The sequence below is a fragment of the Streptomyces sp. NPDC041970 genome (assembly GCF_055588985.1).
Genome location: NZ_JBVJCD010000016.1, coordinates 1 through 24,232, shown reverse-complemented (window position 1 = coordinate 24,232; position 24,232 = coordinate 1). Strand labels below are relative to the sequence as shown.

Genomic DNA, 24,232 nt, shown 5'->3' with positions numbered 1-24,232 from the left:
GGGGGGCGTCCCGCGTCGGGCGGGGGGACGGGCAGGGGAGGGCGCGGGGCCCGGAGCGGTCGGCGCCCTGGGCGCCCGCCACTCGGAGCCGGGGTTCCCCGGCGTCGCGTGCGGAGCGATCCGCGCGAGGTTCTCGGGGTGAACGGCGCTTCGCGCGGTCAGGATGGAGGCATGGGATTCCACGTCGACTCCGAAGCCGGGCGGCTGCGCCGCGTCATACTCCACCGCCCCGACCTGGAGCTGAAGCGGCTCACCCCGAGCAACAAGGACGCGCTCCTCTTCGACGACGTGCTGTGGGTGCGCCGCGCCCGTGAGGAGCACGACGGGTTCGCCGACGTCCTGCGGGACCGCGGCGTCGCGGTGCATCTCTTCGGCGACCTCCTGCGCGAGTCCCTGGACATCCCGGTGGCGCGGCGGCTGGTGCTCGACCGCGTCTTCGACGAGAAGGAGTACGGGCCGCTCGCCACCGAGCATCTGCGGGCGGCCTTCGAGGAGTTCTCCTCCCAGGAGCTCGCGGAGGCGCTGGTCGGCGGGATGACCAAGCGGGAGTACCTGGAGCGGCACACCGAGCCGACCTCCGTCCGCTTCCACGTGATGGACCTGGACGACTTCCTGCTCGGCCCGCTGCCCAACCACCTCTTCACCCGTGACACCTCCGCCTGGATCTACGACGGCGTCTCCATCAACGCGATGAGCCGGCCCGCCCGACGCCGCGAGACCGTCCACTTCGAGGCGATCTACCGCCACCATCCGCTCTTCACCGGTCCGCAGGCCGGCGTCTTCCACCACTGGTCCGAGGGGCAGGCCGACTACCCCTCCACCATCGAGGGCGGCGACGTGCTGGTCATGGGGGAGGGGGCCGTCCTGATCGGGATGAGCGAGCGGACCACCCCGCAGGCGGTGGAGATGCTGGCCCGCGGCCTCTTCGACGCCGGGTCCGCGCACACGATCGTGGCGCTCGACATGCCCAAGCGCCGTGCGTTCATGCATCTGGACACGGTGATGACGATGATCGACGGCGACACGTTCACCCAGTACGCCGGTCTGGGGATGCTCCGTTCGTACACCATCGAGCCGGGGGCCGGGCCACGCGAGCTGAAGGTCACCGACCACCCGCCCGAGCACATGCACCGGGCCATCGCCTCGGCCCTCGGCCTCGACGCGATCCGGGTGCTCACCGCCACCCAGGACGTGCACGCGGCCGAACGCGAGCAGTGGGACGACGGCTGCAACGTCCTCGCGGTCGAGCCCGGAGTCGTCATCGCGTACGAGCGCAACGCCACCACCAACACCTATTTGCGCAAGCAGGGCATCGAGGTCATCGAGATCCGGGGGAGCGAGCTGGGCCGGGGACGCGGCGGGCCGCGCTGCATGAGCTGCCCGGTGGAACGCGACCCCGTCGGCGGCCCGGCGTAGAACGGGCGGCGGCCCCGTACAGCACCCCCGCGCCCGAGCGCGGTACAGCGCAGCCCCGCGCCTCCGGCGCACGGAGCGACGGCCGCTCGGTTCGGGCGGAGGGGCCGCGGCGGTGCCGCGGAGGGAGGCCGTTCTGTATAGAGATACACGACCTCGTATAGACTTCCGTATTCTTTCCCGTGTCCGCGCCGTCCCGCGGTCCCGTCCGATCACGCCCGCATCCGCCCGACCCAGGAGCAGCCATCATGGCCATAGACCTCACCGGCCGTCACTTCCTCAAGGAGCTGGACTTCACCTCCGAGGAGTTCCTCGGCCTGGTCGCGCTGGCCGCCGAACTCAAGGCGGCCAAGAAGGCGGGGAGCGAGGTCCAGCGGTTGCGCGGGAAGAACATCGCGCTGATCTTCGAGAAGACCTCGACCCGCACGCGGTGCGCGTTCGAGGTGGCCGCGGCCGACCAGGGGGCCTCCACCACCTACCTCGACCCCTCCGGCTCCCAGATGGGGCACAAGGAGTCCGTGAAGGACACCGCTCGAGTGCTCGGCCGGATGTTCGACGGGATCGAGTACCGGGGGGACAGCCAGCGGGTCGTGGAGGAGCTGGCCGCGTACGGCGGGGTCCCGGTCTTCAACGGGCTCACCGACGACTGGCACCCCACCCAGATGCTGGCCGACGTGCTCACCATGACCGAGCACAGCGACAAGCCCCTCGCCGGGACGGCCTTCGCCTACCTCGGGGACGCCCGCTTCAACATGGGCAACTCCTACCTCGTCACCGGGGCGCTGCTGGGTCTGGACCTGCGGATCGTCGCCCCCGAGGCGTACTGGCCGGACGCGGCCGTCGTGGCGCGCGCCCGTGAGCTGGCCGAGGGCAGCGGCGCGACGATCCTCCTCACGGAGGACCTCGCCGAGGGGGTCCGGGGCGCCGACTTCGTCGCCACCGACGTCTGGGTCTCGATGGGGGAGCCCAAGGAGGTGTGGGCCGAACGCATCGCCGCGCTCGCGCCGTACGCCGTGACGATGGACGTCCTGCGCGCCACCGGCAACCCGGACGTGAAGTTCCTGCACTGCCTGCCCGCCTTCCACGACCTCGGCACCCAGGTCGGCCGGGACGTCCACGCCGCGCACGGGCTGACCGAGCTGGAGGTCAGCGACGAGGTCTTCGAGTCCGCGCACTCCCTCGTCTTCGACGAGGCGGAGAACCGGATGCACACGATCAAGGCCGTGCTGGTGGCTACGCTGGCCGGGAAGTAGACCGGGTCCGCATGGCCATACACCCGATTGGGTGAACATGTGCTGGGGTGACTACCATGTCGCTCTTGGTGGGGTTCGGGCTCGCACGCCCGGACCCCGTCGACCCCCGTGCCGTCCGGGCCCCCCACGGCCTCCGTACGCGCACGGAACCCTCCCCCCACCTGCACCGCCAGAGATGAGAACCGCCCCCATGAACCCCGGCACGCCGCCTTCCGGCCCGTCCCGACGTCTTCGGAGGGCCGGCGGCCCGTCCGGGTCGGGTCCTCGGCGCAAGAGCCCCGACCAGCTCATCGCCGAATCCGGCGGCGACCTGGAGGGCCACGGCCTGCGGCGCACGATGGGCCTCTTCCAGCTCGTCTGCTTCGGGGTCGGCGCCATCGTCGGGACCGGCATCTTCGTCGGGCTGTCCGACAGCGTCGCCGAAGCCGGGCCCGCCGTCGTGGTCTCGTTCGTCCTCGCCGCGATCACCTGCATCTTCACCGCCCTCTCCTTCGCGGAGCTGGGCAGCGCCATCCCGGTCTCCGGCAGTTCCTACTCCTTCGCCTACGCGGCCCTCGGCGAGCGCACCGCCTTCCTCGTCGGCTGGTGCCTGCTGCTGGAGTACGGCGTCTCGGTCTCCGCCGTGGCGGTGGGCTGGAGCCAGTACGTCAACGAGCTGCTGAACAGCCTCGTCGGCTGGGAGCTGCCCGCCGCCGTCTCCTCCGGGCCGGGCGACGGAGGCGTGGTCAACCTCCCGGCCGTGGTCGTCATCGCGATGGCCGCCACGCTGCTGGTGCGCGGCGTGCGGGAGAGCGCGACCGCCACGGCCGCCATGGCGGTCCTCAAGATCGGCATCCTGCTCGCGTTCTGCGCCGTGGCGTTCACCGCGTTCCAGGACGGCAACCTCGTGCCGTTCGCGGCCCACGGGCTCGGCGGGGTCACCGCGGGCGCCTCGCTGGCGTTCTTCTCGTACATCGGCTTCGACGCCATCACCACCGCCGGCGAAGAGGTCAAGAACCCCCGCCGCAACATCCCGATCGCCATCCTGATCTGCATCGGCATCGTCACGCTGCTCTACTGCGCGGTGGCGCTCTCGGCCATCGGCGCGCTCGGCGCGGACGACGTGTCCGCCAAGCCCGCCGCCCTCTCGCTCGTCGTCAACCAGGTCACCGGCTCCCACATCGGCGGCGGCATCATCGCCTTCGGCGCGGTCGTGGCCATCGCCTCCGTGGTCCTCGCCGTGATGTACGGGCAGACCCGCATCCTCATGTCGATGTCCCGCGACGGCCTGATCCCCCGCGTCTTCGAGCGGGTCTCGCCCCGGACCCACACCCCGGTCGCCAACACCTGGATCGTCGCCGCCGTGTTCGCCGTCCCGGCGGCCTTCTCCTCGCTCGACGTGGTGGTGAACCTGACGACCATCGGGACGCTCGCCACGATGGTGGCCGTCAACGCCGCGGTGGTGCTGCTCCGCCGCCGCCACCCCGAGCTGAAGCGGCCCTTCCGGGTGCCGCTCTACCCCGTGAGCCCGCTGCTCGGGGTCGCGTTCTGCCTGTACCTGATGTACGGGACCGGCTGGACGACCTGGGTCCAGTTCGCGGTCTTCCTGGCCGCGGGCTCGCTGCTGTACGCCGGCTACGGCCGCAAGCGCTCCCGGCTGGTCAGCTCAGCGGTGACGGACCCGGCTGCGCCGGTACCGCCGGGAGCGTGAACCACACCGCCTTGCCCTGCTCCGTGGTGCGGTGACCGCACGCCGAGCTGAGGGTCCGGATCAGCAGCAGGCCGCGGCCGTGCTCCTGCCAGGGATCGACCTCGCAGCCCGGCTGCGGCCGGGTGAGGTCCCCCGGCGGGGCGGGGTCGCGGTCGTGCACCTCCACCTGGCAGCCGGTCGGCAGCAGCTCCACGACCAGCTCGATGGGGTCGCCGCCCGGCGTGTGCTCGACCGCGTTGGCCACCAGCTCCGCGGTCAGCAGCTCGGCGGTGTCGCTGTCGGCCGGGGTGTCGATGTCCGACAGCGCCGTACGGACCAGGGCGCGGGCGATCGGCACCGCCGCCGTCGAGTGCGGCAGGGTGATGCGCCAGGAGGCGGGGACGGTGGCATCGGGCGGCACGGGCGGGGGTTTCCGTTCGGGAGCGGGGGCTTCCTCGTAGCGGGAGGTCTCGACTGCGCGGTCTCGCCTTCACGGCAGCACGGCCTCGTGGTACGAGAGCCGGACGGCCCCCCGAGGACCGTCGACGGTCCGTCGACGGTCCTCGGGTCAAGACTTCCTGGTTTCAACCATACGAACCACTCCGGCGCGGTCATAGAGGCGGTCGGCCGGAACGAAAGGGACCTTCGCCACAACGGTCTCATGACTACGGTATGACGCCCTCGTGACGACGGTCACATATGGGTGATAACTTCGGAGCGGATCGCGGTCCGCGCACGGCCGGCACCCGCCCGATCGCCGAGGGGATTTGCGCCATGAGTCCGGTTCCCAGCTCCGCCCCACGCGTCGAGGAATGGCGCCACCTCCGGCTGACCCGAGACGGTGGTGTGGCCACCGTCACCCTCGCCCGCCCCGAGAAGCTCAACGCGCTCACCTTCGGCGCCTACGCCGACCTGCGCGACCTGCTCGCCGAGCTGTCACGGGAACGCTCCGTGCGCGCCCTCGTCCTCGCCGGCGAGGGGCGCGGCTTCTGCTCCGGCGGCGACGTGGACGAGATCATCGGCGCCACACTGGCGATGGACACCGCGCGGCTCCTCGACTTCAACCGGATGACGGGACAGGTCGTACGGGCCCTGCGGGAGTGCCCCTTCCCGGTCGTCGCCGCCGTCCACGGGGTCGCGGCCGGAGCCGGGGCCGTCCTGGCGCTCGCGGCGGACTTCCGCGTCGCCGACCCCTCGGCCCGGTTCGCGTTCCTCTTCACCCGCGTCGGCCTCTCGGGCGGCGACATGGGCGCGGCCTACCTGCTGCCCCGCGTCGTCGGCCTCGGCCACGCGACCCGTCTGCTGATGCTCGGCGACGCCGTCGGCGCCGTCGAGGCGGAGCGCATCGGGCTCGTCGGCGAGCTGGTCGAGGAGGGGCGGGCCGACGACCGCGCCGCCGAGCTGGCCCGCCGCCTCGCGGACGGCCCCGCCCTCGCCCTCGCCCAGACCAAGGCCCTGCTCACCGCCGAGCTGGACATGCCGCTGGCCGCCGCCGTCGAGATGGACGCCGCGACCCAGGCCCTCCTGATGCACGGCGAGGACTACGCCGAGTTCCACGCCGCCTTCACCGGGAAGCGGCCGCCGACGTGGCGGGGGAGGTGACCTCGTGCCGCCTGTGGACCCGACGCGCCGGACCGCCGCCGCCCGGCGGCCCCCGCCCGTGCGGCGGATCGCGGTCATCGGCGGCGGCCCCGCCGGGCTCTACGCCGCGGCCCTGCTCAAACGGCTCGGACCGGACCGCGAGGTCACCGTCCACGAGCGCAACGCGCCCGACGACACCTTCGGCTTCGGCGTCGTCCTCTCCGACGAGACGCTCGGCGGCATCGAGCACGCCGACCCCGAGGTGTACCGGGCGTTGAGGGGCGAGTTCGTCCGCTGGGACACCATCGACGTCGTCCACCGCGGCCGCACCCACACCTCCGGCGGCCACGGCTTCGCCGCGCTGGGACGCCGCCGGCTCCTGGAGATCCTGCACGAGCGCTGCGCCGCCCTCGGCGTCGACCTCCGCTTCCGCGCCGAGGCCCCGCCCGCCGCGGAGCTGGCCGCCCACCACGACCTGGTCATCGCCGCCGACGGCGTGCACAGCGCCACCCGCCGGGCGCACGCCGACGCCTTCGGTCCCGTCGTCACCGGGCACCGCAACCGTTACATCTGGCTCGCCGCCGACTTCGCCCTCGACGCCTTCCGCTTCGAGATCGCCGAAACCCCGTACGGCGTCATGCAGTTGCACGCCTACCCCTACGCCGCAGACGCCTCCACCGCCATCGTCGAGATGCGCGAGGAGGTGTGGCGCGCCGCCGGGCTGGACGCCTGCACCCCGGAGGCGTCCGCCGCCCGCTGCGCCGCGTTCTTCGACCGGGCCCTGGGCGGGCGGCCCCTGCGCGGCAACAGGTCGGCCTGGACGGCTTTCCGTACGGTGGCCAACTCCCGCTGGTCGTACGGGAACACCGTGCTCATCGGGGACGCCGCGCACACCGCGCACTTCTCCATCGGCTCCGGCACCAAGCTCGCCGTGGAGGACGCCCTCGCGCTGGCCGCCCGCGTGCGGGAGGGGCCCGACCTGCCCGCCGCCCTCGCCGCGTACGAGAGCGAACGCCGCCCGGTGGTCGCGTCCACCCAGCGCGCGGCCGCCGCCAGCCTCCGCTGGTTCGAGGAGGTGGCCGCGTACGTGGAACAGCCGCCCCGCCGCTTCGCGTTCAACCTGCTCACCCGCAGCCGCCGGGTCACCCACCGCAATCTGCGCCTGCGCGACGCCGCGTTCACCGCCGCCGTCGAGGAGGAGTTCGGCTGCCCGCCCGGCACCCCGCCGATGTTCACCCCGCTGCGGTTGCGCGGCCTCGAACTGCGCAACCGCGTCGTGGTCTCGCCCATGGACATGTACTCCGCCGTCGACGGGGTCCCCGGCGACTTCCACCTCGTCCACCTGGGCTCCCGCGCACTCGGCGGCGCCGGGCTGACCATGACCGAGATGGTCTGCGTCAGTCCCGAGGGCCGCATCACTCCCGGCTGCGCGGGCCTGTGGACCGACGAACAGGCCGCCGCCTGGCGGCGGATCACCGGCTTCGTCCACACCCACGCCCCCGGCGCGGCCATCGGCGTCCAGCTCGGGCACAGCGGCCGCAAGGGCGCGACCAAGGTGATGTGGGAGGGCGTCGACCAACCGCTGGACCGGGGCGACTGGCCGCTGACCGCCGCCTCCCCCCTCCCGTACCGGCCCGGCGTCAGCCAGGTCCCGACCGAGCTGGACCGAGCCGGACTCGACCGGGTCCGCGACCAGTTCACCGAGGCCGCCCGGCGCGCCGCGCGCAGCGGCTTCGACCTCCTCGAACTCCACTGCGCCCACGGCTATCTGCTCTCCGGCTTCCTCTCCCCGCTCACCAACAGGCGCACCGACGCCTACGGCGGATCGCCGGCGAAGCGGCTCCGCTTCCCGCTGGAGGTCTTCGACGCGGTACGCCGCGTCTGGCCGGACGAACGGCCCGCAACCGTCCGGATCTCCGCGACCGACTGGGCCGAGGGCGGCATCGACGAGCAGGACGCCGTGGGGATCGCCCGCGCCTTCGCCGAGCACGGGGCCGACGCCGTGGACGTCTCCACCGGCCAGGTCGTGCCCGACGAGCGCCCCGAGTTCGGCCGCTCGTACCAAACCCCCTACGCCGACCGCATCCGCAACGCCGTGGGCGTCCCCGTCATCGCGGTCGGCGCGATCTCCTCCTGGGACGACGTCAACTCCCTGCTCCTGGCGGGCCGCGCCGATCTCTGCGCCCTGGGCCGACCCCACCTGTACGACCCGCACTGGACGCTGCACGCCGCCGCCGAGCAGGGCTACAGCGGTCCGGGCGCCCGCTGGCCCCTCCCGTACCGCGCCGGCAGCCGCCCCCCGCCCACCGGCCGCGCCGACGCCCCCGGACCCCGGACCACACCGGGGGGCTGAGGCGTTCGCGGCAGCGGTGGGGCGCCCCGCGCCACGCCCGCCGCGACGGCCGGCAGCGGCTTGGCCGCGTACGCCCCCCGATGGGCTCACGGTCGTACGAAGCGCTCCCCGGCGTCCCGCAGTCGGGCGTGCAACTGCCCGAACACCGCCGCCGCCCGGCCGCCCGGCCAGTCCTCCGGCAGCAGCTCCGGCGGCAGGCCGGGGTCGGCGTAGGGGAGCCTGCGCCAGGCGTCCAGGGCCAGCAGGTAGTCGCGGTAGGCGGCGCGCGGGAGGGCCGCGCGATCGGCGGGCGAGCGCGACTCCCAGTCCCGCAGCACCGGTTCGTGCACCTCCAGGAAGTCGCGGTGGAGGCGGGCCATCGCCTCCAGGTCCCACCAGCGGGCCACCGCCTCGCGGGTCGCGGAGAAGCCCAGGTGCTCGGTGCGGAACAGCTCGACGTACGCGGCCAGTTCGAGCCGTTCCAGGGTGTGCCGGGTCTCCTCGTACAGCGCGGCGGGCGCGATCCACACGCCGGGCGCGACCGTGCCGAACCCCAGCCGGGCCAGCCGGGAGCGCAGCAGGTGGCGCTTGTCGCGCTCCGCCTCGGGCACCGAGAACACCGCCAGCACCCACCCCTCGGCGGGCCGGGGCGCGGGCGGCCGGTAGATGCGCCGGTCGCCGTCGTCCAGCAGTTGGCGGGCCTCCGGCGACAGGGCGTAGGCCGCCGAGCCGCCGGCCGTCCGCACGGCGACCAGCAGCCCGCGCCGCTTCAGCCGCGAGACGCAGGAGCGTACGGACGGGGCGTCCACGCCCACCGCGTGCAGCAGGCGGACCAGCTCCGACACCGGGAACGGGGCGTCGTCGGACGGGCGACCGTAGGCGCCGTACAGCGTGACGATCAGGGAACGGGGGGTGCGCGACTCGGCCACGTGGTCACTCTAGAGGGCGGGTCGGCGGCGGGGAGCCGGGCTCCTCCCTCAGCAGGAACCGCTGGAGCTTGCCGGTCGCGGTGCGCGGGAGCGAGGGGCGGACGACGAAGACGCGCGGGCACTTGTGCGGCGCGAGGACCGCCCGCACATGGGCGCGCAGCGACTCCGCCGTCTGCTCCGCGCCCTCGCGCAGGACCACGTGCGCCACCACGACCTCGCCGCGCAGCTCGTCCCTCCGGCCCACCACGGCGGCCTCCGCGACATCGGGGTGGCGCAGCAGGGCGTCCTCCACCTCCGGGCCCGCGATGTTGTACCCGGAGGAGATGATCATGTCGTCGGCGCGGGAGACGTAGCGGAAGTAGCCGTCCGGTTCGCGGACGAACGTGTCCCCGGTCATGTTCCAGCCGTGCCGGACGTACTCCGTCTGCCGGGGGTCGGAGAGGTACCGGCAGCCGACCGGGCCGCGCACGGCGAGCAGCCCCGGCTCCCCGTCCGGCAGTTCCGCGCCGCGCTCGTCGACCACCCGCGCCTGCCACCCCGGCACGGGCACCCCGGTGGTCCCCGGCCGGATGGCGTCGTCGGCGGCGGAGATGAAGACGTGCAGCAGTTCGGTGGCCCCGATGCCGTTGATGATGCGCAGCCCGGTCGCCTCGTACCAGGCGCGCCAGGTCGCCGCGGGCAGGTCCTCCCCGGCCGACACGCAGCGCCGCAGCGCCGAGAGGTCGTGGTCCGCCACCTCCCCCAGCATCGCGCGGTACGCCGTCGGCGCGGTGAACAGCACCGAGACCCGGTGCCGGGCCAGCGCGGGCAGCAACTGCCGGGGCCCGGCCCGCTCCAGCAGCAGCGCGGACGCGCCGGCCCGCAGCGGGAAGACCAGCAGCCCGCCGAGGCCGAAGGTGAAGCCCAGCGGCGGGCTGCCCGCGAACACGTCGTCGGGCAGCGGGCGCACCACGTGGCGGGAGAAGGTGTCGGCGACGGCCAGCACGTCCCGGTGCAGGTGCATACAGCCCTTGGGGCGGCCGGTGGTCCCCGAGGTGAACGCGATCAGCGCGACCTCGTCGGCCGCCGTGTCCACCGCCCGGTAGGGGCCGGCCCCGGCGCGGGCGGCGGCCAGCCGGGTCAGGTCCTCGGGCCCCTCCCCGCCGAACGGCGTGATGCGCAGCCCCACCGCGCGGGCCGCCCGCAGGTCGTCGACCGACCGGGCGTCGCACAGCGCGTGGCCGATCCGGGCCAGCGAGCAGACGGTGGCCAGCTCGCCCGCCCGCGCCTGCGCCAGCACGGTCACCGCGACCGCGCCCGCCTTCATGACGGCGAGCCAGCAGGCGGCCAGCCAGGGCGTGGTGGGCCCGCGCAGCAGCACCCGGTTCCCCGGCGCCACGGCCAGGTCGTCGGTCAGCACATGGGCGATCCGGTCCACCGTCGCCCGCAGCTCGCCGTAGCTCCAGACGCCGCCGTCGCCGCCGCGCAGCGCGGGGCGGTCGGGCCCCCGCTCCTCGACGGTGCGGTCCAGCAGTTCGCGGCCGCAGTTCAATCGGTCCGGGTAGCGCAGCTCGGGCCGGTCCAGCAGCAGGACGGGCCACTGCTCCGGCGGCGGGAGGTGGTCGCGCGTGAACGTGTCGGTGTGCGCGCCGGCGACGCGCGCGGACGGTGCGGGAGGCGCGCCGGTGACGCGTGCGGACGCGTCGGCGGCGGCTGCGGGCGTGTTCGGCGAGGAATTCGGCTCCATGAAGGATCGCCCCCTTGTCGCCTCTGGAGCGTATCGTTTGGGTGACGGTAGTCAACGGTCCGCGATAAGCCGGGGCGCGGCCGTACGGAGAGCGCGCGGGCGACCCGACCGGGCCCGAACCGACGAGACGCGACCAGAGAGGCGCCGCCATGACGGCATTCTCCCTCGAACCGGAACAAACCGCCTGGTGCGAGGAGCTGCACGCCCTCGCCGCGCGGCGGCTGCGCCCGCTGGCGGAACGGGGCCGGCCCGGCCGCGTCAACCGGCCGCTGCTCACCGCGCTGGGCGAGCTGGGGCTGCTCGGCCGGATGCTCGACTCCGGGGCGCTCGACCTGTGCCTGCTGCGCGAGTCCCTGGCCCGCGGCTGCACCGAGGCCGAGACCGCCCTCGCCCTCCAGGGGCTCGGCGCCGCCCCGATCGTCCGGGCGGGGACGCCCGCCCAGCGCGGACGCTGGCTCCCCGAGGTCCGGACCGGCCGCGCCGTCGCGGCGTTCGCGCTGAGCGAGCCGGGCGCGGGCTCCGACGCCGCCGCGCTGAGCCTGGCCGCCGACCCCGCCCCCGGCGGCTGGCGGCTCACCGGCGAGAAGTGCTGGATCTCCAACGCCCCCGAGGCCGACTTCGCCACCGTCTTCGCCCGCACCACCGCCGACGCCGGGGCGCGGGGGATCACCGCGTTCCTGGTCCCCCGCGACCGCCCCGGACTCACCGGGTCCGCCCTCGACATGCTCTCCCCGCACCCCATCGGCACCCTGGAGTTCGACGGCGTGCCGGTGACCCGCGACGACGTGCTCGGAGAGCCCGACGCGGGCTTCCGGGTCGCGATGGACACCCTCAACCTCTTCCGCCCCAGCGTGGGCGCCTTCGCCGTCGGGATGGCCCGCGCCGCCCTCGACGCGACCCTGGAGCACACCGCCCGCCGCACCGCGTTCGGCGGCCCGCTGAGCGCCCTCCAGGCCGTCGCGCACCAGGTCGCGGAGATGGCCACCCGCACCGAGGCCGCCCGCCTCCTGGTGTACGCGGCGGCCGCGGCGTACGACGCGGGGGAGAGCGGCGTGCCGCGTCGGGCGGCCATGGCCAAGCTGTACGCCACCGAGACCGCGCAGTACGTGGTCGACGCCGCCGTCCAACTGCACGGCGCCCGCGCCCTGCGCCGCGGCCACCTCCTCGAACACCTCTACCGCGAGGTCCGCGCGCCCCGCGTCTACGAGGGGGCGAGCGAGGTGCAGCGCACCGTCATCGCCAAGGAGCTGTACCGGGCGGCCGCCCCGGACCGCGCTGGCCGCGTCCCCCCGGCCGCCGCGCCGGAGCCCGCCGCCCCGACCCAGGAGCCCTCCGCATGAGCCCGTCCCACCGGATCAACCCGCCCGAGCTGTCCCCGCCCACCGGCTTCTCGCACGCCGTCGTCGCCACCGGCGGCCACCTGGTCTTCCTCGCCGGGCAGACCGCCCTCGACCCGCGCGGCGGGGTCGTCGGGAAGACCCTGCCGGAGCAGTTCGCCACCGCCCTCGGCAATCTGCTCACCGCGCTCCACGCGGCCGGCGGCGCCCCCGCCGACCTGGCGCGGGTGACCGTCTACGCCACCGACGTCGCCGACTACCGGTCCCACGCCGCCGAACTGGGCCGGATCTGGCGCACGCTCGCGGGGCGCGACTACCCGGCGATGGCCGTCATCGGCGTGGCCCGGCTCTGGGACGAGCAGGCGCTGGTCGAGATCGACGGGGTCGCCGTACTGCCGTGAGGCGACGCCTCGCGCGGTGGCGGGGGAGGCGCGCTCCCCACCGGTCCGGGCGGTCTGCGGCGCGCCGGACGGGTTGAGCGGCCCGAGGGATATATGAGTATTCAGTGCCTTTCATCCCGGTTGCCCCACCCTCCCCTCCGGACCTCCAGCGGTGATCGCGCTCGTCGTCTGCCATTTCGCACTGGCGGCCTGCGCGGGCCCGCTGGTGCACCGGCTCGGCCGACGGGCCTTCGTGGTGCTCGCCCTGCCCCCGGCGGCCGCCGCCGTCTGGGCCCTCACCCGCTGGAACACCACCGCCTCCGGCGACGCGGTCACCTGGTCCTGGCAGTGGATTCCGGACTACGGCGTCTTCGTGGCCCTGCGCCTGGACGCGCTGGCCGAACTGATGGTGCTGCTCGCCGCCGGGATCGGCGCGCTGGTCCTGCTCTACTGCGCCTCGTACTTCACCGACGACACCCCGCAACTGGCCCGCTTCGCCGGCAACCTCCTCGCCTTCGCGGGCGCGATGCTCGCCCTCGTCCTCGCCGACGACCTGATCACGCTCTACGTGTTCTGGGAGCTGACCACGGTCTTCTCCTACCTGCTGATCGGCCACGGCAGCGAGCGCCGGCACAGCCGCCGCTCCGCCCTCCAGGCCCTCGTCGTGACCACGCTCGGCGGACTGGCCATGCTGGTCGGCTTCCTGATCCTCGGCCACGCCGCCGGGACCTACCGGATCTCCGCGATCGTCGCCGACCCGCCCGAGACCACCCTCGCCGTCTCCGTCGCCCTCGTCCTGGTCCTGTGCGGGGCCCTGTCGAAGTCCGCGATCTGGCCGTTCTCCATGTGGCTCCCGAACGCCATGGCCGCCCCGACGCCCGTCAGCGCCTACCTGCACGCCGCGGCGATGGTCAAGGCCGGGGTCTACCTGGTCGCCCGGCTGGCCCCCGCCTTCGCCGACGTCCCCGTCTGGCGACCCGTCGTCCTCGTCCTCGGCGGGGCGACCATGCTGCTGGGCGGCTGGCGGGCGCTGCGCCTGAACGACCTGAAGCTCGTCCTCGCCTACGGGACCGTCAGCCAGCTCGGCTTCCTCGTCCTGCTCTCCGGCGCCGGCAACCGGAACGCCGCGCTCGCCGCCGCCGCCATGACCCTCGGGCACGCCCTCTTCAAGGCGCCGCTCTTCCTCGTCACCGGCATCGTCGACCACGCGGCCGGCACCCGCGACCTGCGCCGGCTCTCCGGAGTGGGGCGCTCCCTGCCGTACGTCGCCGCCGTCGCCGCGCTCGCCGCCGCCTCCATGGCCGCCCTGCCGCCGCTGCTCGGCTTCGCCGCCAAGGAGAGCGCGTTCGACGCGCTGCTGCACGGCTCCACCGCCGACCGGTGGGCGCTGGCCGCCGTCGTCACGGGCTCCGCGCTGACCACCGCGTACACCCTGCGGTTCGTCTGGGGAGCGTTCGCCCGCAAGCCCGGCGTCCCCGACACCCCCGTCCACCGCGTCGGCGCCGCCTTCCTCGCCCCGCCCGCCCTGCTCGCCGTGCTCGGCCTGGTCCTCGGCCCCGGCGTCGGCTGGACCGACCGGCTGCTGGGCGCGTACGCGGACGCCTTCCCGGCCCCCGAGCACCCCTCCCACCTCGCCCTGTGGCACGGGTTCGGCGCCGCCCTGCTCCTGTCGGCCCTCGCCTGGGCCGCGGGCGCCGCCCTCTTCCTCGGCCGCACCACTGTCACCCGCCTCTCCCGCCGGATCGCCTGGCCCACCGCCGACAGCGTCTTCGGCCACCTGCTGCTCGGGCAGGAACGCCTCGCCCTCCAGGTCACCGGGTTCATGCAGCGCGGCTCCCTCTCGGTGTACCTGGCCACCACCCTGCTGGTCATGCTCGCCGGACAGCTCGCCGTCCTCCTCGTCGACCGGCCCTGGCGGGGAGCGGACCCGCCCCGCCTCTGGGACACCCCCCTCCAGGGCGCCGTCGCCGTGCTGACCTGTGCCGCCGCCCTGCTCTGCCTGACCGTGCGGCGGCGGATGAAGGCCGTCGTCCTCGCGGGCCTGACCGGGTACGGCGCGGCCCTGCTCTTCGTCGTGCAGGGCGCGCCCGACCTGGCGCTGACCCAGTTCTGCGTCGAGACGGTCGCGATGATCGTCTTCGTGCTGGTGCTGCGGCGGATGCCCGTCCACTTCCACGAGACCGTCAGCACCTGGCGGCGCGCGGCCCGCGTCCCGACGGCCCTCGCGGCGGCCGCCACCATCGGCGTCGTGGTGTGGGTCGCCGCGGCCGCGCGCACCGCCGAACCGGCCGGCGCCGCCATGGTCCGGGAGGTCGCCGACCACGGGCTCAAGGACGTCGTCGCCACCATCCTCGTCGACCTGCGGGCCTGGGACACGATGGGGGAGTCCGCCGTGCTCGCCGCCGCCGCGGTCGGCGTCACCAGCCTCATCTACCTGCACCGCCGCAGCGAGGGCGCCATGGCCCCGGAGGAGTTGCGGGGCCGCACCGCCTGGTCCCTCTCGGCGCACCACACCTCCCGGCTGCCGCAGGGCGACGACGCGGCCCCCGAGCGCGACTGGCTGGCCGCCGGCTCCACCCTCGCCCCCGAACACCGCTCGGTCGTCTTCGAGGTGGTGGCCCGCCTGCTGTTCCACCCGATCCTGGTCTTCTCGCTGTACCTGCTGTTCTGCGCCGAGAGCCTGCCGGGCGGCGGATTCGTCGCCGGACTCGTCGCCGGGATCGCCCTGATCATCCGCTACCTGGCGGGCGGCCGCTTCGAACTCGCGGAGGCGGCCCCCCTGCAACCCGGCCTCTTCACCGGCCTCGGGCTGTTCATCTCCACCGGGGTGGCCCTCCTCGGACTCTTGGACGGCACCGTCCTGCACGCCTTCACCCACCACGGGCGCCTGCCGGTCTTCGGCGACTACCACATGAGCACCCCGGTCCTCTTCGACTTCGGCGTCTACCTGCTGGTCCTCGGCGTCGTCCTGGACATCGTGCGGGCCCTCGGCGCGAAGGTGGACCGGCAGATCGAACGCGCGGCGGGCGTCCTGGCGCCCGAGGGCGGGCCCGAGGCGGGAGGGGTCGCACGATGACCGTCAGCGCCTCGCTCCTGGCCACCGCGGTGGTGCTCTGCGCCGTCGGCGGCATCCTGATGCTCACCCGTCCGCTGACCCGCATCCTGATCGGCGCCGTCGTCGTGGGCAACGGCATCAACCTCCTCGTCCTCGCCTCGACCGGCCGCGCGGGCGCCGAACCCCTGCTGTACGGGGTGGACCTGGACCGGATCACCGACCCGCTGCCCCAGGCCATCGCCCTCACCGCCATCGTCATCACCCTCGGCACCACCGCGTTCCTGCTCGCCATGGCCTACCGCAGCCACCAGATCACCGGCACCGACGAGGTCCACGACGACCTGGAGGACCGGCGCATCGTCCTGCGCGCCGAGGTGATGGGGGAGCGGGCCCAGTTGCGCGAGGAGTTCCGCTCGGGCGACGAGCCCACCGACGAGGAGCGCGAGCGCTACCGCGAGGAGCGCCGCAGACTCCGCGAACGGCTGCGCGCCGACCGCGCCCGCCAGGCCCGCGGCCGCGACGCCTCCGGCAACCTCTGGAACGACGTCCTGGGCGCGGACCCGCCGGAGGACGAACGCGGCGGCGACGCCAAGGCCGACGACCGCTACCCCCGCGACCGAGGAGCCACCGGATGAACGCGCTCGTCCCGCTGCCGGTGCTGCTGCCGCTGTGCGCCACCGGCCTGAGCCTCGCCTTCGGCACCCGGCTCCAGCGCTTCCAGCGCTTCATCAGCGTCGCCGTGCTCACCGCCGTCACGGCGCTCTCGGTGATCCTGATGATCGCCGCCGACCGGGAGGGCCCGCTCTCGGTCCACCTGGGGGACTTCGCCCCGCCGCTCGGCATCACCCTGGTCGCGGACCGGCTGACCGGGCTGATGCTCACCGTCTCGTCGGCCGTCACGCTCTGCGTGCTGGTCTACTCCCTCGGCCAGGGCATGACCGACCGGGACAAGGAGACCCCGCTCGCCGTCTTCCACCCCGCCTACCTCATCCTCGTCGCCGGGGTCTCCTGCACCTTCCTCGCGGGCGACCTCGTCAACCTCTACGTCGGCTTCGAGATCATGCTCGTCGCCAGCTTCGTCCTGCTCACCCTCGGCGGCACCGGCCCCCGGATGCGGGCGGGCTCCACGTACGTGATCATCTCGCTGTTCTCCTCGATGCTCTTCCTCACCGCTATCGCCATGACCTACGCGGCCGCCGGCACCGCCAACTTCGCCCAGCTCGCCCAGCGCCTGCCGGACCTCCCCATCGGCGTGCAGACCCTGATCGAGGCGATGCTGATCACCGTCTTCGCGATCAAGGCCGCCGTCTTCCCCGTCGCCGCCTGGCTGCCCGACTCGTACCCGACCGCGCCCGCGCCCGTCACCGCCGTCTTCGCCGGCCTCCTCACCAAGGTCGGCGTGTACTGCATGGTGCGCGCCGAGACGCTGCTCTTCCCCGGCAACCGCCTCGGCGGCCTGCTGATGGCCGTCGCCCTGGCCTCGATGGTCGTCGGCATCCTCGGGGCGGTCGCCCAGACCGACCTGAAGCGGCTGCTCTCCTTCACCCTGATCAGCCACATCGGCTACATGGTCTTCGGTCTCGGCCTCGGCACGCGCCTGGGGTACGGCGGGGCCATCGTGTACGTCGCCCACCACATCACCGTCCAGACGACCCTGTTCCTCGTCGCCGGGCTCATCGAGCGCCGCGGCGGCACCACGGAGCTGACCCGGCTCGGCGGCCTGGCCAGAGCCGCCCCCCTGCTCGCGGTGCTGTTCTTCGTCCCCGCGATGAACCTCGCCGGCATCCCCCCGCTGTCCGGCTTCATCGGCAAGCTCGGCCTGATGCGCGCGGGCGTCGCGGACGGCGGCGGCTGGGCCTGGGTCCTGGTCGCCGGCTCGGCGGCCACCAGCCTCCTGACGCTGTACGTGGTCGCCAAGGTGTGGAATCTGGCGTTCTGGCGTGCCTCCCCGCCCGGCCTGGCGGCCGCCGGCACGGTCCTGGAGTCCGGCGACGACAGCGAGGACGACTCCGACGCGGGCCCCGACCGCATCCCCGGCACCGGCGACGAGCCCGTGGGACCGCGGGGCCGGCCCGAGGGGCGGGCGGCCGCCGCGACGCTGCGCGTCCGATCCGTCACCACCACCAGCCGGCTGCCCCACCCCATGACCGCGGCCACCGCGGCGACGGTCGCGCTGGGCCTCGCCTTCACGGTCTTCGCCGCCCCCTTCACCTCCTACACCGACCGCGCGGCCGCCGAGATCCTCCAGCGGACGCCCTACATCCAGGAGGTGCTGGGCGGATGAGGCGCATCCTCGGGCTGTCGTTCCGCGCCGCCGACCTCCCCCCGCTGAGCTGCGAGTTCGGCAAGGGGCGCAAGCGGGTCCTGGACCTGCCGCTGATCTGCTGGCTCACCTTCATCTGGGTGCTGCTCTGGTCCACCCTGACCTGGGCCAACGTGCTGACCGGCCTGGTCGTCTCGGTCGCCGTCTGCCTCGCCTTCCCGCTGCCGCGGGTCGACCTCGGACTGCGGCTGCACCCCTGGGGCATCCTCTGCCTGGCCGGCTACCTCTTCTACGACATGTACACCTCGGCGGTGAAGGTCACCGGGCAGACCTTCGCCGGCCTGCCCCACCGGGCCGCCGTCATCGCGGTCCCGCTGCGCTGCCGCAGCGACCTGATGCTCGCCGCCACGGCCGTCGCCGTCTCCAACGTGCCCGGAGGCTCCATCGTCGAGGTGCGCCGGGCCACCGCCACCGTCTTCGTCCACGTCCTGGACGCCGACCGGCCCGAGGAGTTGGACGCCGCGCGCCGCTCGGTGTGGCGCGTGGAGGAGTTGACCGTACGGGCCTTCGGCACCGCCGACGAGATCGCCCGCGTCGCCGAACCGCCGCCACCGCCCCAGCTCAGCACCGCGAGGACGGGACCATGAGCGCACCCGAACAGGTCGACCGCGTCCTGCTGACCGCCGCCGCCGTACTGATCCTCCTCGCCGGGGGCCTCCTGCTGGCCCGCATCTGGCGCGGTCCCTCCATGCTCGACCGGGCGATCTCGCTGGACGTCATCGCCGCCCTGATCATCGGCGGCCTCGGCGTCAAGTCCGCCTTCGCGCGCGACCCCTTCTACTTCTCGATCATGCTGGTGCTGGCGTTCCTCGGGTTCACCGGGTCGGTGGGCATCGCCCGCTTCATCGCCGTACGCGACCGGCCCCGCCCGCCCCGTTCCGACGACGCCCGGGAGGGTCCGCGGTGAACGTCTGGCTCCAGATCGTCGACACCGCCGGCGCCGCCCTGATCCTCCTCGGCGCCGCGATCTGCCTGCTCGGGGTGGTCGGCATGATCCGGCTGCCCGACGTCCTCGCCCGCAGCCACGCGGCGACCAAACCCCAGACCCTGGGCGTCATCCTGGTGCTGGCCGGGGTCGCGCTGCGGCTGCGCAGCGGGATGGACCTCGCCACCCTCGCCCTCGTCGCCTTCTTCCAGATGCTCACCGGCCCGGTCGCCTCGCACCTGGTCGCCCGCGCCGCGTACCGCACCGGCCAGATCGAGCACCGCGACCTGCTCTTCGACGAACTCGACGAGCAGCTCACCGACCGCGAGCGGTCCGAGCAGCGGCCCGACGCGGGGCGGTGACGGCCGCCGCGCGATCGCCTAGGGTCGGGAGTTCGCGCACACCGAGCGGGAACGAGGGGATCATGGCGGACGGAACGGTCACGGCGGTCAGCAGCAGCGGCTCCCACACGTTCGGCAAGGCGAACCGGGACAGCCTCACCCTGCTCGCCGGCCTCGGAGTGGAGGGGGACGCCCACGCGGGGGAGACGGTCAAGCACCGCTCCCGCGTGGCGCAGGACCCCACCCAGCCCAACCTGCGCCAAGTGCACCTGATCCACGCGGAGTTGTTCACCGAGCTGGCCGACGCCGGATACACCGTCGAGCCCGGACAGCTCGGCGAGAACGTCACCACGCGGGGCGTCGACCTCCTCGCGCTCCCCACCGGCGCACTGCTGCGGATCGGTGACGAGGCCGTGGTCGAGGTCACCGGCCTGCGCAACCCCTGCGGGCAGATCGAGGTCTTCCGGGAAGGGCTCCTCAAGCAGGTCGTGGGCCGGGACGAGTCCGGCGCCGTCGTGCGCAAGGCCGGGGTCATGAGCGTGGTGCGCCAGGGCGGGGTGATCCGCCCCGGCGACACGGTGCGCGCCGAACTCCCCGCACTGCCGCACCGCCCGCTGGAACGGGTCTGACCGCCCGCAGCGCACCGTCCGTCCCGGACGGCCGTCCGCCGACCCGGCCGCGCGTGCCATGATGCGCACCATGTCGGACGCTGGGGGGCGGATGGAAGGCACGGACACGGTGCTGCGCGCGCTGCGCGGCGCGCAGAAGAGCGCCAAAGGGGTCTCGCTCTACTCGCGGTACGTGAACCGCCCGGCCGGGCGGCTGCTGGCCGCGGCGGCGTACCGCCTGGGACTGACGCCCAACCAGGTCACGGTGGTCAGCGCGCTGTTCACGTACGGCGCGCTGGCCTGCGTCGCCCTCGTCGAGCCGTCGTGGGGGCTCGCGGCCGGGGTCTACGCCGCCCTCGCCGCGGGCTTCGCCTTCGACTCCGCCGACGGCCAGCTCGCCCGGCTCACCGGCGGGGGCGGCCCGGACGGCGAATGGCTGGACCACGTCGTGGACTGCGGGAAGCTGCTCCTCGTCCACACCGCCGTCCTGATCTCCTTCCACCGCTTCGGCGACCTGCCCTCCGGCGCCTGGCTGCTGGTGCCGCTGGGCTTCCAGTTCGCCGCCGTGCTGACGTTCTGCGCGGGACTGCTGCGCGAACAGCTCGGCAGGGCGGCGGCGTCCGGCGGGGTGCGGGCCCCGGCGGACACGGCGCCGCCCTCCCGGCTGCGGGCCGTGGCGCTGCTGCCCGCCGACTACGGCGTCTTCTGCCTGGTCTTCCTGCTGCTCGGCGCGCCCGCGGCCTTCCGCGCCGGGTACGCCGCCCTCGCGGTGGTGCACGCCCTGTTCCTGGCGGCCTTCCTCGCCAAGTGGTTCAGGGAGCTGAGAGCGCTCCGGGCCGGTTGACCAGCACCTCCAGCGCCCGGCGCAACTGGGTGCTGGAGGTGTGCACGGTGTACGGGAAGTAGACGACCTCGACGCCCAGCTCCGCGAAGTCGCGCTCCAGCCTCTCCCCCTTGTCCGTGCCCCGCCAGTCGTCGCCCTTGAAGATCACGTCGAACCGGACCTGCTGCCAGGTCTCGACCTTGTCCGGTACGGTCTCCACGAACGCGGCGTCCACGAACCGCACGCTGCGGACGATCTCCAGCCGCTCGCGCAGCGGGATCACGGGCGTGTGGCCCTTGGCGAGCGCGGCCATCTCGTCCGAGACGACCCCCGCGACCAGGTAGTCGCACTGGCTGCGGGCGTGCCGCAGGATGTTCAGGTGACCCACGTGGAACAGGTCGTACACTCCGGGCGCGTACCCCACCCTGTGCTGCGCCATCCGTATCTCCCCCCGCGGTGAACCTGACCGGCGATGCTCCAACGACCCTACTGTGAAGAACACTTGTGCAAGCCGTGAACGGATAAGCTCGACGGGTGCCGCTCCCCGGTGGGGGCGGCGACCGTCGTGGGGAAGGCGATCGTCCGATGTCCGATGTCGCAGGGCCCGAGCCGCTGCAGAACCGCCGTCTCCTGGTGGTGTCGACCAACTACGCACCGGAGGTCACGGGCATCGGCCCGTACGCCGCCCAACTCGCCGAGCACTGGGCCGCGTCGGGCGCACGCGTCGACGTGCTCGCCGGGCTGCCGCACTACCCGTCCTGGCGGGTGGAGCGCGGCTACCGGGGCGTGTGGCGCACGGTGGAGATACGCGGCGGCGTCGCCGTCCACCGCCGCCGCCACTACGTGCCGACCCGGCAGAGCGCCCTGCGCCGCGCGGCGTTCGAGGCCAGCGTCCTCGCCACCGGGCTCTTCGCCCCGCCCGCCGGCCGACCGGACGCCGTCGTCGCCCAGACGCCCAGCCTCGCGGGCGGCGTGATCGGAGCCCGCCTCGCCCGCCGCCACCGCGTCCCCTACCTCCCCGTCGTCCAGGACCTGATGGCCGCCGCCGCCGCGCAGAGCGGCATCCGGGGCGGCGGCCGGGCCGCCGCCCTCGCCGCCGCCGCCGAGCGCCACGCCCTGCGCGGGGCCGCCCTCGTCGGCGTCATCCACGAGAGCTTCGTCCCCGGCGTGACCGCCCTCGGCGTGGACCCCGGCCGCATCCGCCTGGTCCCCAACTGGACCCATGTGCAGGGCCCCACCGCCGACCGGGCCGCCACCCGCGCCCGGCTGGGCTGGGGCGAGGGCGTCCCCGTCCTGCTGCACTCCGGCAACATGGGCCTCAAGCAGGGGCTCGACGTCCTCGTGGAGACCGCCCGCCTGGCGCCGGACCTCCGCGTGGTCCTGATGGGCGACGGCAACCAGCGCGACGCCCTGCGCGCCCGCGCGGCGGGGCTGCCCAACGTGGACTTCCTGGAGCCCGCCGGGGCCGAGGAGTTCACCGACGTCCTCGCCGCCGCCGATGCCCTCGCCGTCACCCAGCGCGCCTCCGTCCTCGACATGAGCGTGCCCTCCAAGCTCACCTCGTACTTCGCCGCCGGACGCCCCGTGGTCGCCTCCGTCGCCGACGGGGGCGGCACCGCCGACGAGGTCCGCCGTTCCGGGGCCGGGGTCCTCGTCGCCCCCGAGGACCCCGCCGCCCTCCTGGCGGCCGTACGGGGGCTCGCCGCCGACCCGGCCGCCGCGGACGCGCTCGGGGCCCACGGGCCCCGGTACGTCGAACGCCACCTGAGCAGCGCGGCGGGCCTGGCCCGCTTCGACGCCCTGCTCGCCGAGATCCTGCAGGACGCGACGGAAAGCCGCCACCGATGACCCAGCCCAGCCGCACCCTGGACGACCAGGACGAACCGGCGCTCCTCCGCGACCAGTTCCGCCAACTCCTGCGCTACCGGCCGCTGCTGGCCACCGGAGTCGCCATCGGCCTGCTCGGCGGCGGCTATCTGGCCCTCAGCGGCGAGGAGGTCTACACCGCCACCGGCGAAGTGCAGGTCCGCTCCGCCACCGCCGACCCCTTCGCCACCGGCGCCTCCGCCGACAAGGGCATCAACATCGGCTCCGAGCGCCAGACCGCCGTCAGCGACACCGTCGGCGCCCTCGCCGCCGACACCCTCCGCGACCAGGGCGACGCCGTCGCCGCCCGCACGCTCCTGGCCGGGCTCCAGGTCACCAACCCGCCCAACACGCTCACCCTGCGCTTCGCCTACACCGGGGCCGCCCCCGAGCAGGCCCGCGCCCGCGCCGAAGCCCTCGCCAACGCCTACCTGACCCACCGCAAGGCGCGCACCGAGGACAGCATCAAGAACATGGCGGACGGCTACCGGGCGCAGCTCCACCCGCTGGAGGACAAACGCGATCTGCTGGAGGACCAGATCGGCGCCACCGCGGCGGACGACGTCAGCAGCGCCCGTGCCAACATCATCGTCGCCATATCGGAACTGACCCGCAAGATCTCCGAGTTGAACGCGCTGGACACCACCCCCGGCTACCTCAACAAGAAGCCCGTCGCCCCCACCGAGCCCGCAGGCGCCGGCCTGCCCCTGCTGCTCGGCCTCGGCGGCGTCGTCGGCATCGCCCTCGGACTCCTGCTCTCCTGGGTCCGCCTCGTCTTCGACCCCGCCGTGCGCTCCACCCGCGAACTGGTCCGCTCGCTCGGCGCACCGCTGCTCGGGACCCTCCCCCGCGAGCGCACCGCCCAGCCGGGCCTCCTCGCCATCGGCCGGGGCTCCTCCCGGCTCGCGGAGGAGTACCGGGCGGTCGCCTTCCGGCTCGCCTACGACCCGTCGTTCGCCGAGAGCCGCCGCCTGCTGGTCACCTCCCCGCGCGGCGACAACGCGGCGGCGGCAGCGGCGGCCGCCAACCTGGCCGCCGCCTTCGCCGAGATGGGCCGCGAGGTGCTGCTGATCGAGGCCGACCTGCGCACCCCCTCCCTCGCCCGCGAGCTGGGGCCCGCCGCCCCCGAGGCGCGCCCGCCGCACTGGGCCGCCGACGAGGGCCGCCGCGCATGGCCCGCCGGCGGCCGCCGCAACGTGGACGTCCCCGGCTCGGGGGCCTTCGCCCTGGTCCCCGGCGTCACGGTCGACAACGTCCCGCGCGCCCTCACCTCCCCGCCCGTCGGCCGCATCGTCGCGGAGGCGGACCGGCCCGGCGGCGTCGTCATCGTGCTCGCCCCGCCCGTGCTGTCCTACGCGGACGCGGTCGCCCTGGTCGACCGGGTGGAGGGCGTCATGATCGTCTGCGACCCCCGCCAGGTCCACCGCAGCGACCTGGAGCGCATCCGGGAGATCATCGGCGCCTCCGGAGGCCACGTCCTCGGCGCGCTGCTCCACCCGAGCCGGGGCCGGGCCTGGCGCCCGGAGCGCCGTACCGCGCCCTCCCGCCGCCGCCCCGGGGGGGGGGCCCCGGCGGGCGCCGGCGGGCCCGAACGGAATCGTGACCCCCCCCCGAACCCCCGGCTGGGTACAAGCAACCTTTCCCCCGCACCCCCCGCGCGCTCGTTGAGGA

21 protein-coding genes are annotated in these 24,232 nt (G+C 74.3%); 17 read left to right on the top strand and 4 right to left on the bottom strand.

Annotated features, from left to right (window positions below; translation table 11 throughout):
- Positions 1–171: 171 nt before the first annotated feature.
- The 3 genes from ACZ6EJ_RS11305 to ACZ6EJ_RS11295 all read left to right on the top strand — a co-directional run bounded on the left by ACZ6EJ_RS11305 (position 172) and on the right by ACZ6EJ_RS11295 (position 4,356).
- On the top strand, positions 172–1,416 hold the full coding sequence (locus tag ACZ6EJ_RS11305) for an arginine deiminase (protein ID WP_469266327.1): 1,245 nt from the start codon (positions 172–174) through the stop codon (positions 1,414–1,416).
- 245 nt (positions 1,417–1,661) lie between these two features.
- Complete coding sequence (gene argF, locus ACZ6EJ_RS11300) at positions 1,662–2,666, top strand: ornithine carbamoyltransferase (RefSeq protein WP_469266325.1); 1,005 nt, start codon at positions 1,662–1,664, stop codon at positions 2,664–2,666.
- A gap of 190 nt (positions 2,667–2,856) precedes the next feature.
- The gene (locus ACZ6EJ_RS11295) at positions 2,857–4,356 is read left to right on the top strand and encodes an amino acid permease (protein ID WP_469266323.1); all 1,500 of its coding nucleotides are present in this window, start codon (positions 2,857–2,859) and stop codon (positions 4,354–4,356) included.
- Here the strand turns inward: ACZ6EJ_RS11295 and ACZ6EJ_RS11290 are convergent.
- Positions 4,307–4,756, bottom strand: coding sequence for an ATP-binding protein (locus tag ACZ6EJ_RS11290; RefSeq protein WP_469266321.1), 450 nt, complete (start codon positions 4,754–4,756; stop codon positions 4,307–4,309). The genes ACZ6EJ_RS11295 and ACZ6EJ_RS11290 overlap by 50 nt on opposite strands.
- A gap of 353 nt (positions 4,757–5,109) precedes the next feature.
- Here ACZ6EJ_RS11290 and ACZ6EJ_RS11285 point away from each other — a divergent pair, with 353 nt between their 5' ends.
- Together ACZ6EJ_RS11285 and ACZ6EJ_RS11280 are read left to right on the top strand one after the other, a co-directional pair.
- A complete protein-coding gene (locus ACZ6EJ_RS11285; protein ID WP_469266320.1) occupies positions 5,110–5,937 on the top strand; it encodes an enoyl-CoA hydratase family protein in 828 nt (275 codons plus the stop codon).
- 4 nt (positions 5,938–5,941) lie between these two features.
- The gene (locus tag ACZ6EJ_RS11280) at positions 5,942–8,269 is read left to right on the top strand and encodes a bifunctional salicylyl-CoA 5-hydroxylase/oxidoreductase (RefSeq protein ID WP_469266318.1); all 2,328 of its coding nucleotides are present in this window, start codon (positions 5,942–5,944) and stop codon (positions 8,267–8,269) included.
- Positions 8,270–8,355: 86 nt separating this feature from the next.
- Here the strand turns inward: ACZ6EJ_RS11280 and ACZ6EJ_RS11275 are convergent, their stop codons facing one another.
- Together ACZ6EJ_RS11275 and ACZ6EJ_RS11270 are read right to left on the bottom strand one after the other, a co-directional pair.
- Positions 8,356–9,177 carry a PaaX family transcriptional regulator gene (locus tag ACZ6EJ_RS11275; RefSeq protein ID WP_469266317.1) on the bottom strand — a complete coding sequence of 274 codons (822 nt, stop codon included), beginning with the start codon at positions 9,175–9,177 and terminating at the stop codon, positions 8,356–8,358.
- Positions 9,178–9,181: 4 nt separating this feature from the next.
- The gene (locus tag ACZ6EJ_RS11270) at positions 9,182–10,903 is read right to left on the bottom strand and encodes an AMP-binding protein (protein ID WP_469266316.1); all 1,722 of its coding nucleotides are present in this window, start codon (positions 10,901–10,903) and stop codon (positions 9,182–9,184) included.
- Positions 10,904–11,052: 149 nt separating this feature from the next.
- Between ACZ6EJ_RS11270 and ACZ6EJ_RS11265 the strand changes: the two genes are divergently transcribed.
- The 10 genes from ACZ6EJ_RS11265 (at position 11,053) to ACZ6EJ_RS11220 (ending at position 20,716) form a co-directional block, all read left to right on the top strand.
- A complete protein-coding gene (locus ACZ6EJ_RS11265; RefSeq protein WP_469266315.1) occupies positions 11,053–12,243 on the top strand; it encodes an acyl-CoA dehydrogenase family protein in 1,191 nt (396 codons plus the stop codon).
- Positions 12,240–12,641: a RidA family protein gene (locus ACZ6EJ_RS11260; protein ID WP_469266313.1), complete on the top strand. Its 402-nt coding sequence runs from the start codon at positions 12,240–12,242 to the stop codon at positions 12,639–12,641. Before ACZ6EJ_RS11265 ends, ACZ6EJ_RS11260 begins: the two co-directional genes overlap by 4 nt.
- Before the next feature lie 151 nt (positions 12,642–12,792).
- Complete coding sequence (locus tag ACZ6EJ_RS11255) at positions 12,793–15,696, top strand: Na+/H+ antiporter subunit A (protein ID WP_469266312.1); 2,904 nt, start codon at positions 12,793–12,795, stop codon at positions 15,694–15,696.
- Positions 15,693–16,310 (top strand): Na(+)/H(+) antiporter subunit C, encoded by a 618-nt coding sequence (locus ACZ6EJ_RS11250; protein ID WP_469266311.1) that lies wholly within the window; start codon positions 15,693–15,695, stop codon positions 16,308–16,310. The genes ACZ6EJ_RS11255 and ACZ6EJ_RS11250 overlap by 4 nt, the downstream gene beginning before the upstream one ends.
- Positions 16,307–17,959: a Na+/H+ antiporter subunit D gene (locus ACZ6EJ_RS11245; protein WP_469266310.1), complete on the top strand. Its 1,653-nt coding sequence runs from the start codon at positions 16,307–16,309 to the stop codon at positions 17,957–17,959. Before ACZ6EJ_RS11250 ends, ACZ6EJ_RS11245 begins: the two co-directional genes overlap by 4 nt.
- Complete coding sequence (locus ACZ6EJ_RS11240) at positions 17,956–18,585, top strand: Na+/H+ antiporter subunit E (RefSeq protein WP_469266309.1); 630 nt, start codon at positions 17,956–17,958, stop codon at positions 18,583–18,585. The genes ACZ6EJ_RS11245 and ACZ6EJ_RS11240 overlap by 4 nt, the downstream gene beginning before the upstream one ends.
- Positions 18,582–18,905, top strand: coding sequence for an MrpF/PhaF family protein (locus tag ACZ6EJ_RS11235; protein WP_469266307.1), 324 nt, complete (start codon positions 18,582–18,584; stop codon positions 18,903–18,905). Before ACZ6EJ_RS11240 ends, ACZ6EJ_RS11235 begins: the two co-directional genes overlap by 4 nt.
- Positions 18,902–19,285, top strand: a complete 384-nt coding sequence (gene mnhG / locus ACZ6EJ_RS11230) for a monovalent cation/H(+) antiporter subunit G (protein WP_469266305.1) — start codon at positions 18,902–18,904, stop codon at positions 19,283–19,285. The genes ACZ6EJ_RS11235 and mnhG overlap by 4 nt, the downstream gene beginning before the upstream one ends.
- A gap of 62 nt (positions 19,286–19,347) precedes the next feature.
- Positions 19,348–19,893, top strand: a complete 546-nt coding sequence (locus tag ACZ6EJ_RS11225) for an MOSC domain-containing protein (protein WP_469266304.1) — start codon at positions 19,348–19,350, stop codon at positions 19,891–19,893.
- A 91-nt stretch (positions 19,894–19,984) separates the two neighbouring features.
- Positions 19,985–20,716 (top strand): CDP-alcohol phosphatidyltransferase family protein, encoded by a 732-nt coding sequence (locus ACZ6EJ_RS11220; RefSeq protein ID WP_469266416.1) that lies wholly within the window; start codon positions 19,985–19,987, stop codon positions 20,714–20,716.
- Here the strand turns inward: ACZ6EJ_RS11220 and ACZ6EJ_RS11215 are convergent.
- On the bottom strand, positions 20,685–21,134 hold the full coding sequence (locus tag ACZ6EJ_RS11215; protein WP_469266302.1) for an FAD synthase family protein: 450 nt from the start codon (positions 21,132–21,134) through the stop codon (positions 20,685–20,687). The two genes, ACZ6EJ_RS11220 and ACZ6EJ_RS11215, sit on opposite strands and share 32 nt — an antisense overlap.
- Positions 21,135–21,280: 146 nt before the next feature.
- Between ACZ6EJ_RS11215 and ACZ6EJ_RS11210 the strand changes: the two genes are divergently transcribed.
- Both ACZ6EJ_RS11210 and ACZ6EJ_RS11205 read left to right on the top strand, forming a co-directional pair.
- A complete protein-coding gene (locus ACZ6EJ_RS11210; RefSeq protein WP_469266300.1) occupies positions 21,281–22,543 on the top strand; it encodes a glycosyltransferase in 1,263 nt (420 codons plus the stop codon).
- On the top strand, positions 22,540–24,232 hold a 1,693-nt coding region (locus ACZ6EJ_RS11205; protein ID WP_469266299.1), incomplete at its 3' end, for a P-loop NTPase family protein. The genes ACZ6EJ_RS11210 and ACZ6EJ_RS11205, both read left to right, overlap by 4 nt.

Coding starts and splice junctions, on each gene's coding strand:
- ACZ6EJ_RS11305 (WP_469266327.1), top strand. CDS start 172: ATGGGATTCCACGTCGACTCCGAAGCCGGGCGGCTGCGCCGCGTCATA.
- argF (WP_469266325.1), top strand. CDS start 1,662: ATGGCCATAGACCTCACCGGCCGTCACTTCCTCAAGGAGCTGGACTTC.
- ACZ6EJ_RS11295 (WP_469266323.1), top strand. CDS start 2,857: ATGAACCCCGGCACGCCGCCTTCCGGCCCGTCCCGACGTCTTCGGAGG.
- ACZ6EJ_RS11285 (WP_469266320.1), top strand. CDS start 5,110: ATGAGTCCGGTTCCCAGCTCCGCCCCACGCGTCGAGGAATGGCGCCAC.
- ACZ6EJ_RS11270 (WP_469266316.1), bottom strand. CDS start 10,903: ATGGAGCCGAATTCCTCGCCGAACACGCCCGCAGCCGCCGCCGACGCG.
- ACZ6EJ_RS11265 (WP_469266315.1), top strand. CDS start 11,053: ATGACGGCATTCTCCCTCGAACCGGAACAAACCGCCTGGTGCGAGGAG.
- ACZ6EJ_RS11260 (WP_469266313.1), top strand. CDS start 12,240: ATGAGCCCGTCCCACCGGATCAACCCGCCCGAGCTGTCCCCGCCCACC.
- ACZ6EJ_RS11250 (WP_469266311.1), top strand. CDS start 15,693: ATGACCGTCAGCGCCTCGCTCCTGGCCACCGCGGTGGTGCTCTGCGCC.
- ACZ6EJ_RS11245 (WP_469266310.1), top strand. CDS start 16,307: ATGAACGCGCTCGTCCCGCTGCCGGTGCTGCTGCCGCTGTGCGCCACC.
- ACZ6EJ_RS11240 (WP_469266309.1), top strand. CDS start 17,956: ATGAGGCGCATCCTCGGGCTGTCGTTCCGCGCCGCCGACCTCCCCCCG.
- ACZ6EJ_RS11235 (WP_469266307.1), top strand. CDS start 18,582: ATGAGCGCACCCGAACAGGTCGACCGCGTCCTGCTGACCGCCGCCGCC.
- ACZ6EJ_RS11225 (WP_469266304.1), top strand. CDS start 19,348: ATGGCGGACGGAACGGTCACGGCGGTCAGCAGCAGCGGCTCCCACACG.
- ACZ6EJ_RS11220 (WP_469266416.1), top strand. CDS start 19,985: ATGGAAGGCACGGACACGGTGCTGCGCGCGCTGCGCGGCGCGCAGAAG.
- ACZ6EJ_RS11215 (WP_469266302.1), bottom strand. CDS start 21,134: ATGGCGCAGCACAGGGTGGGGTACGCGCCCGGAGTGTACGACCTGTTC.
- ACZ6EJ_RS11210 (WP_469266300.1), top strand. CDS start 21,281: ATGTCCGATGTCGCAGGGCCCGAGCCGCTGCAGAACCGCCGTCTCCTG.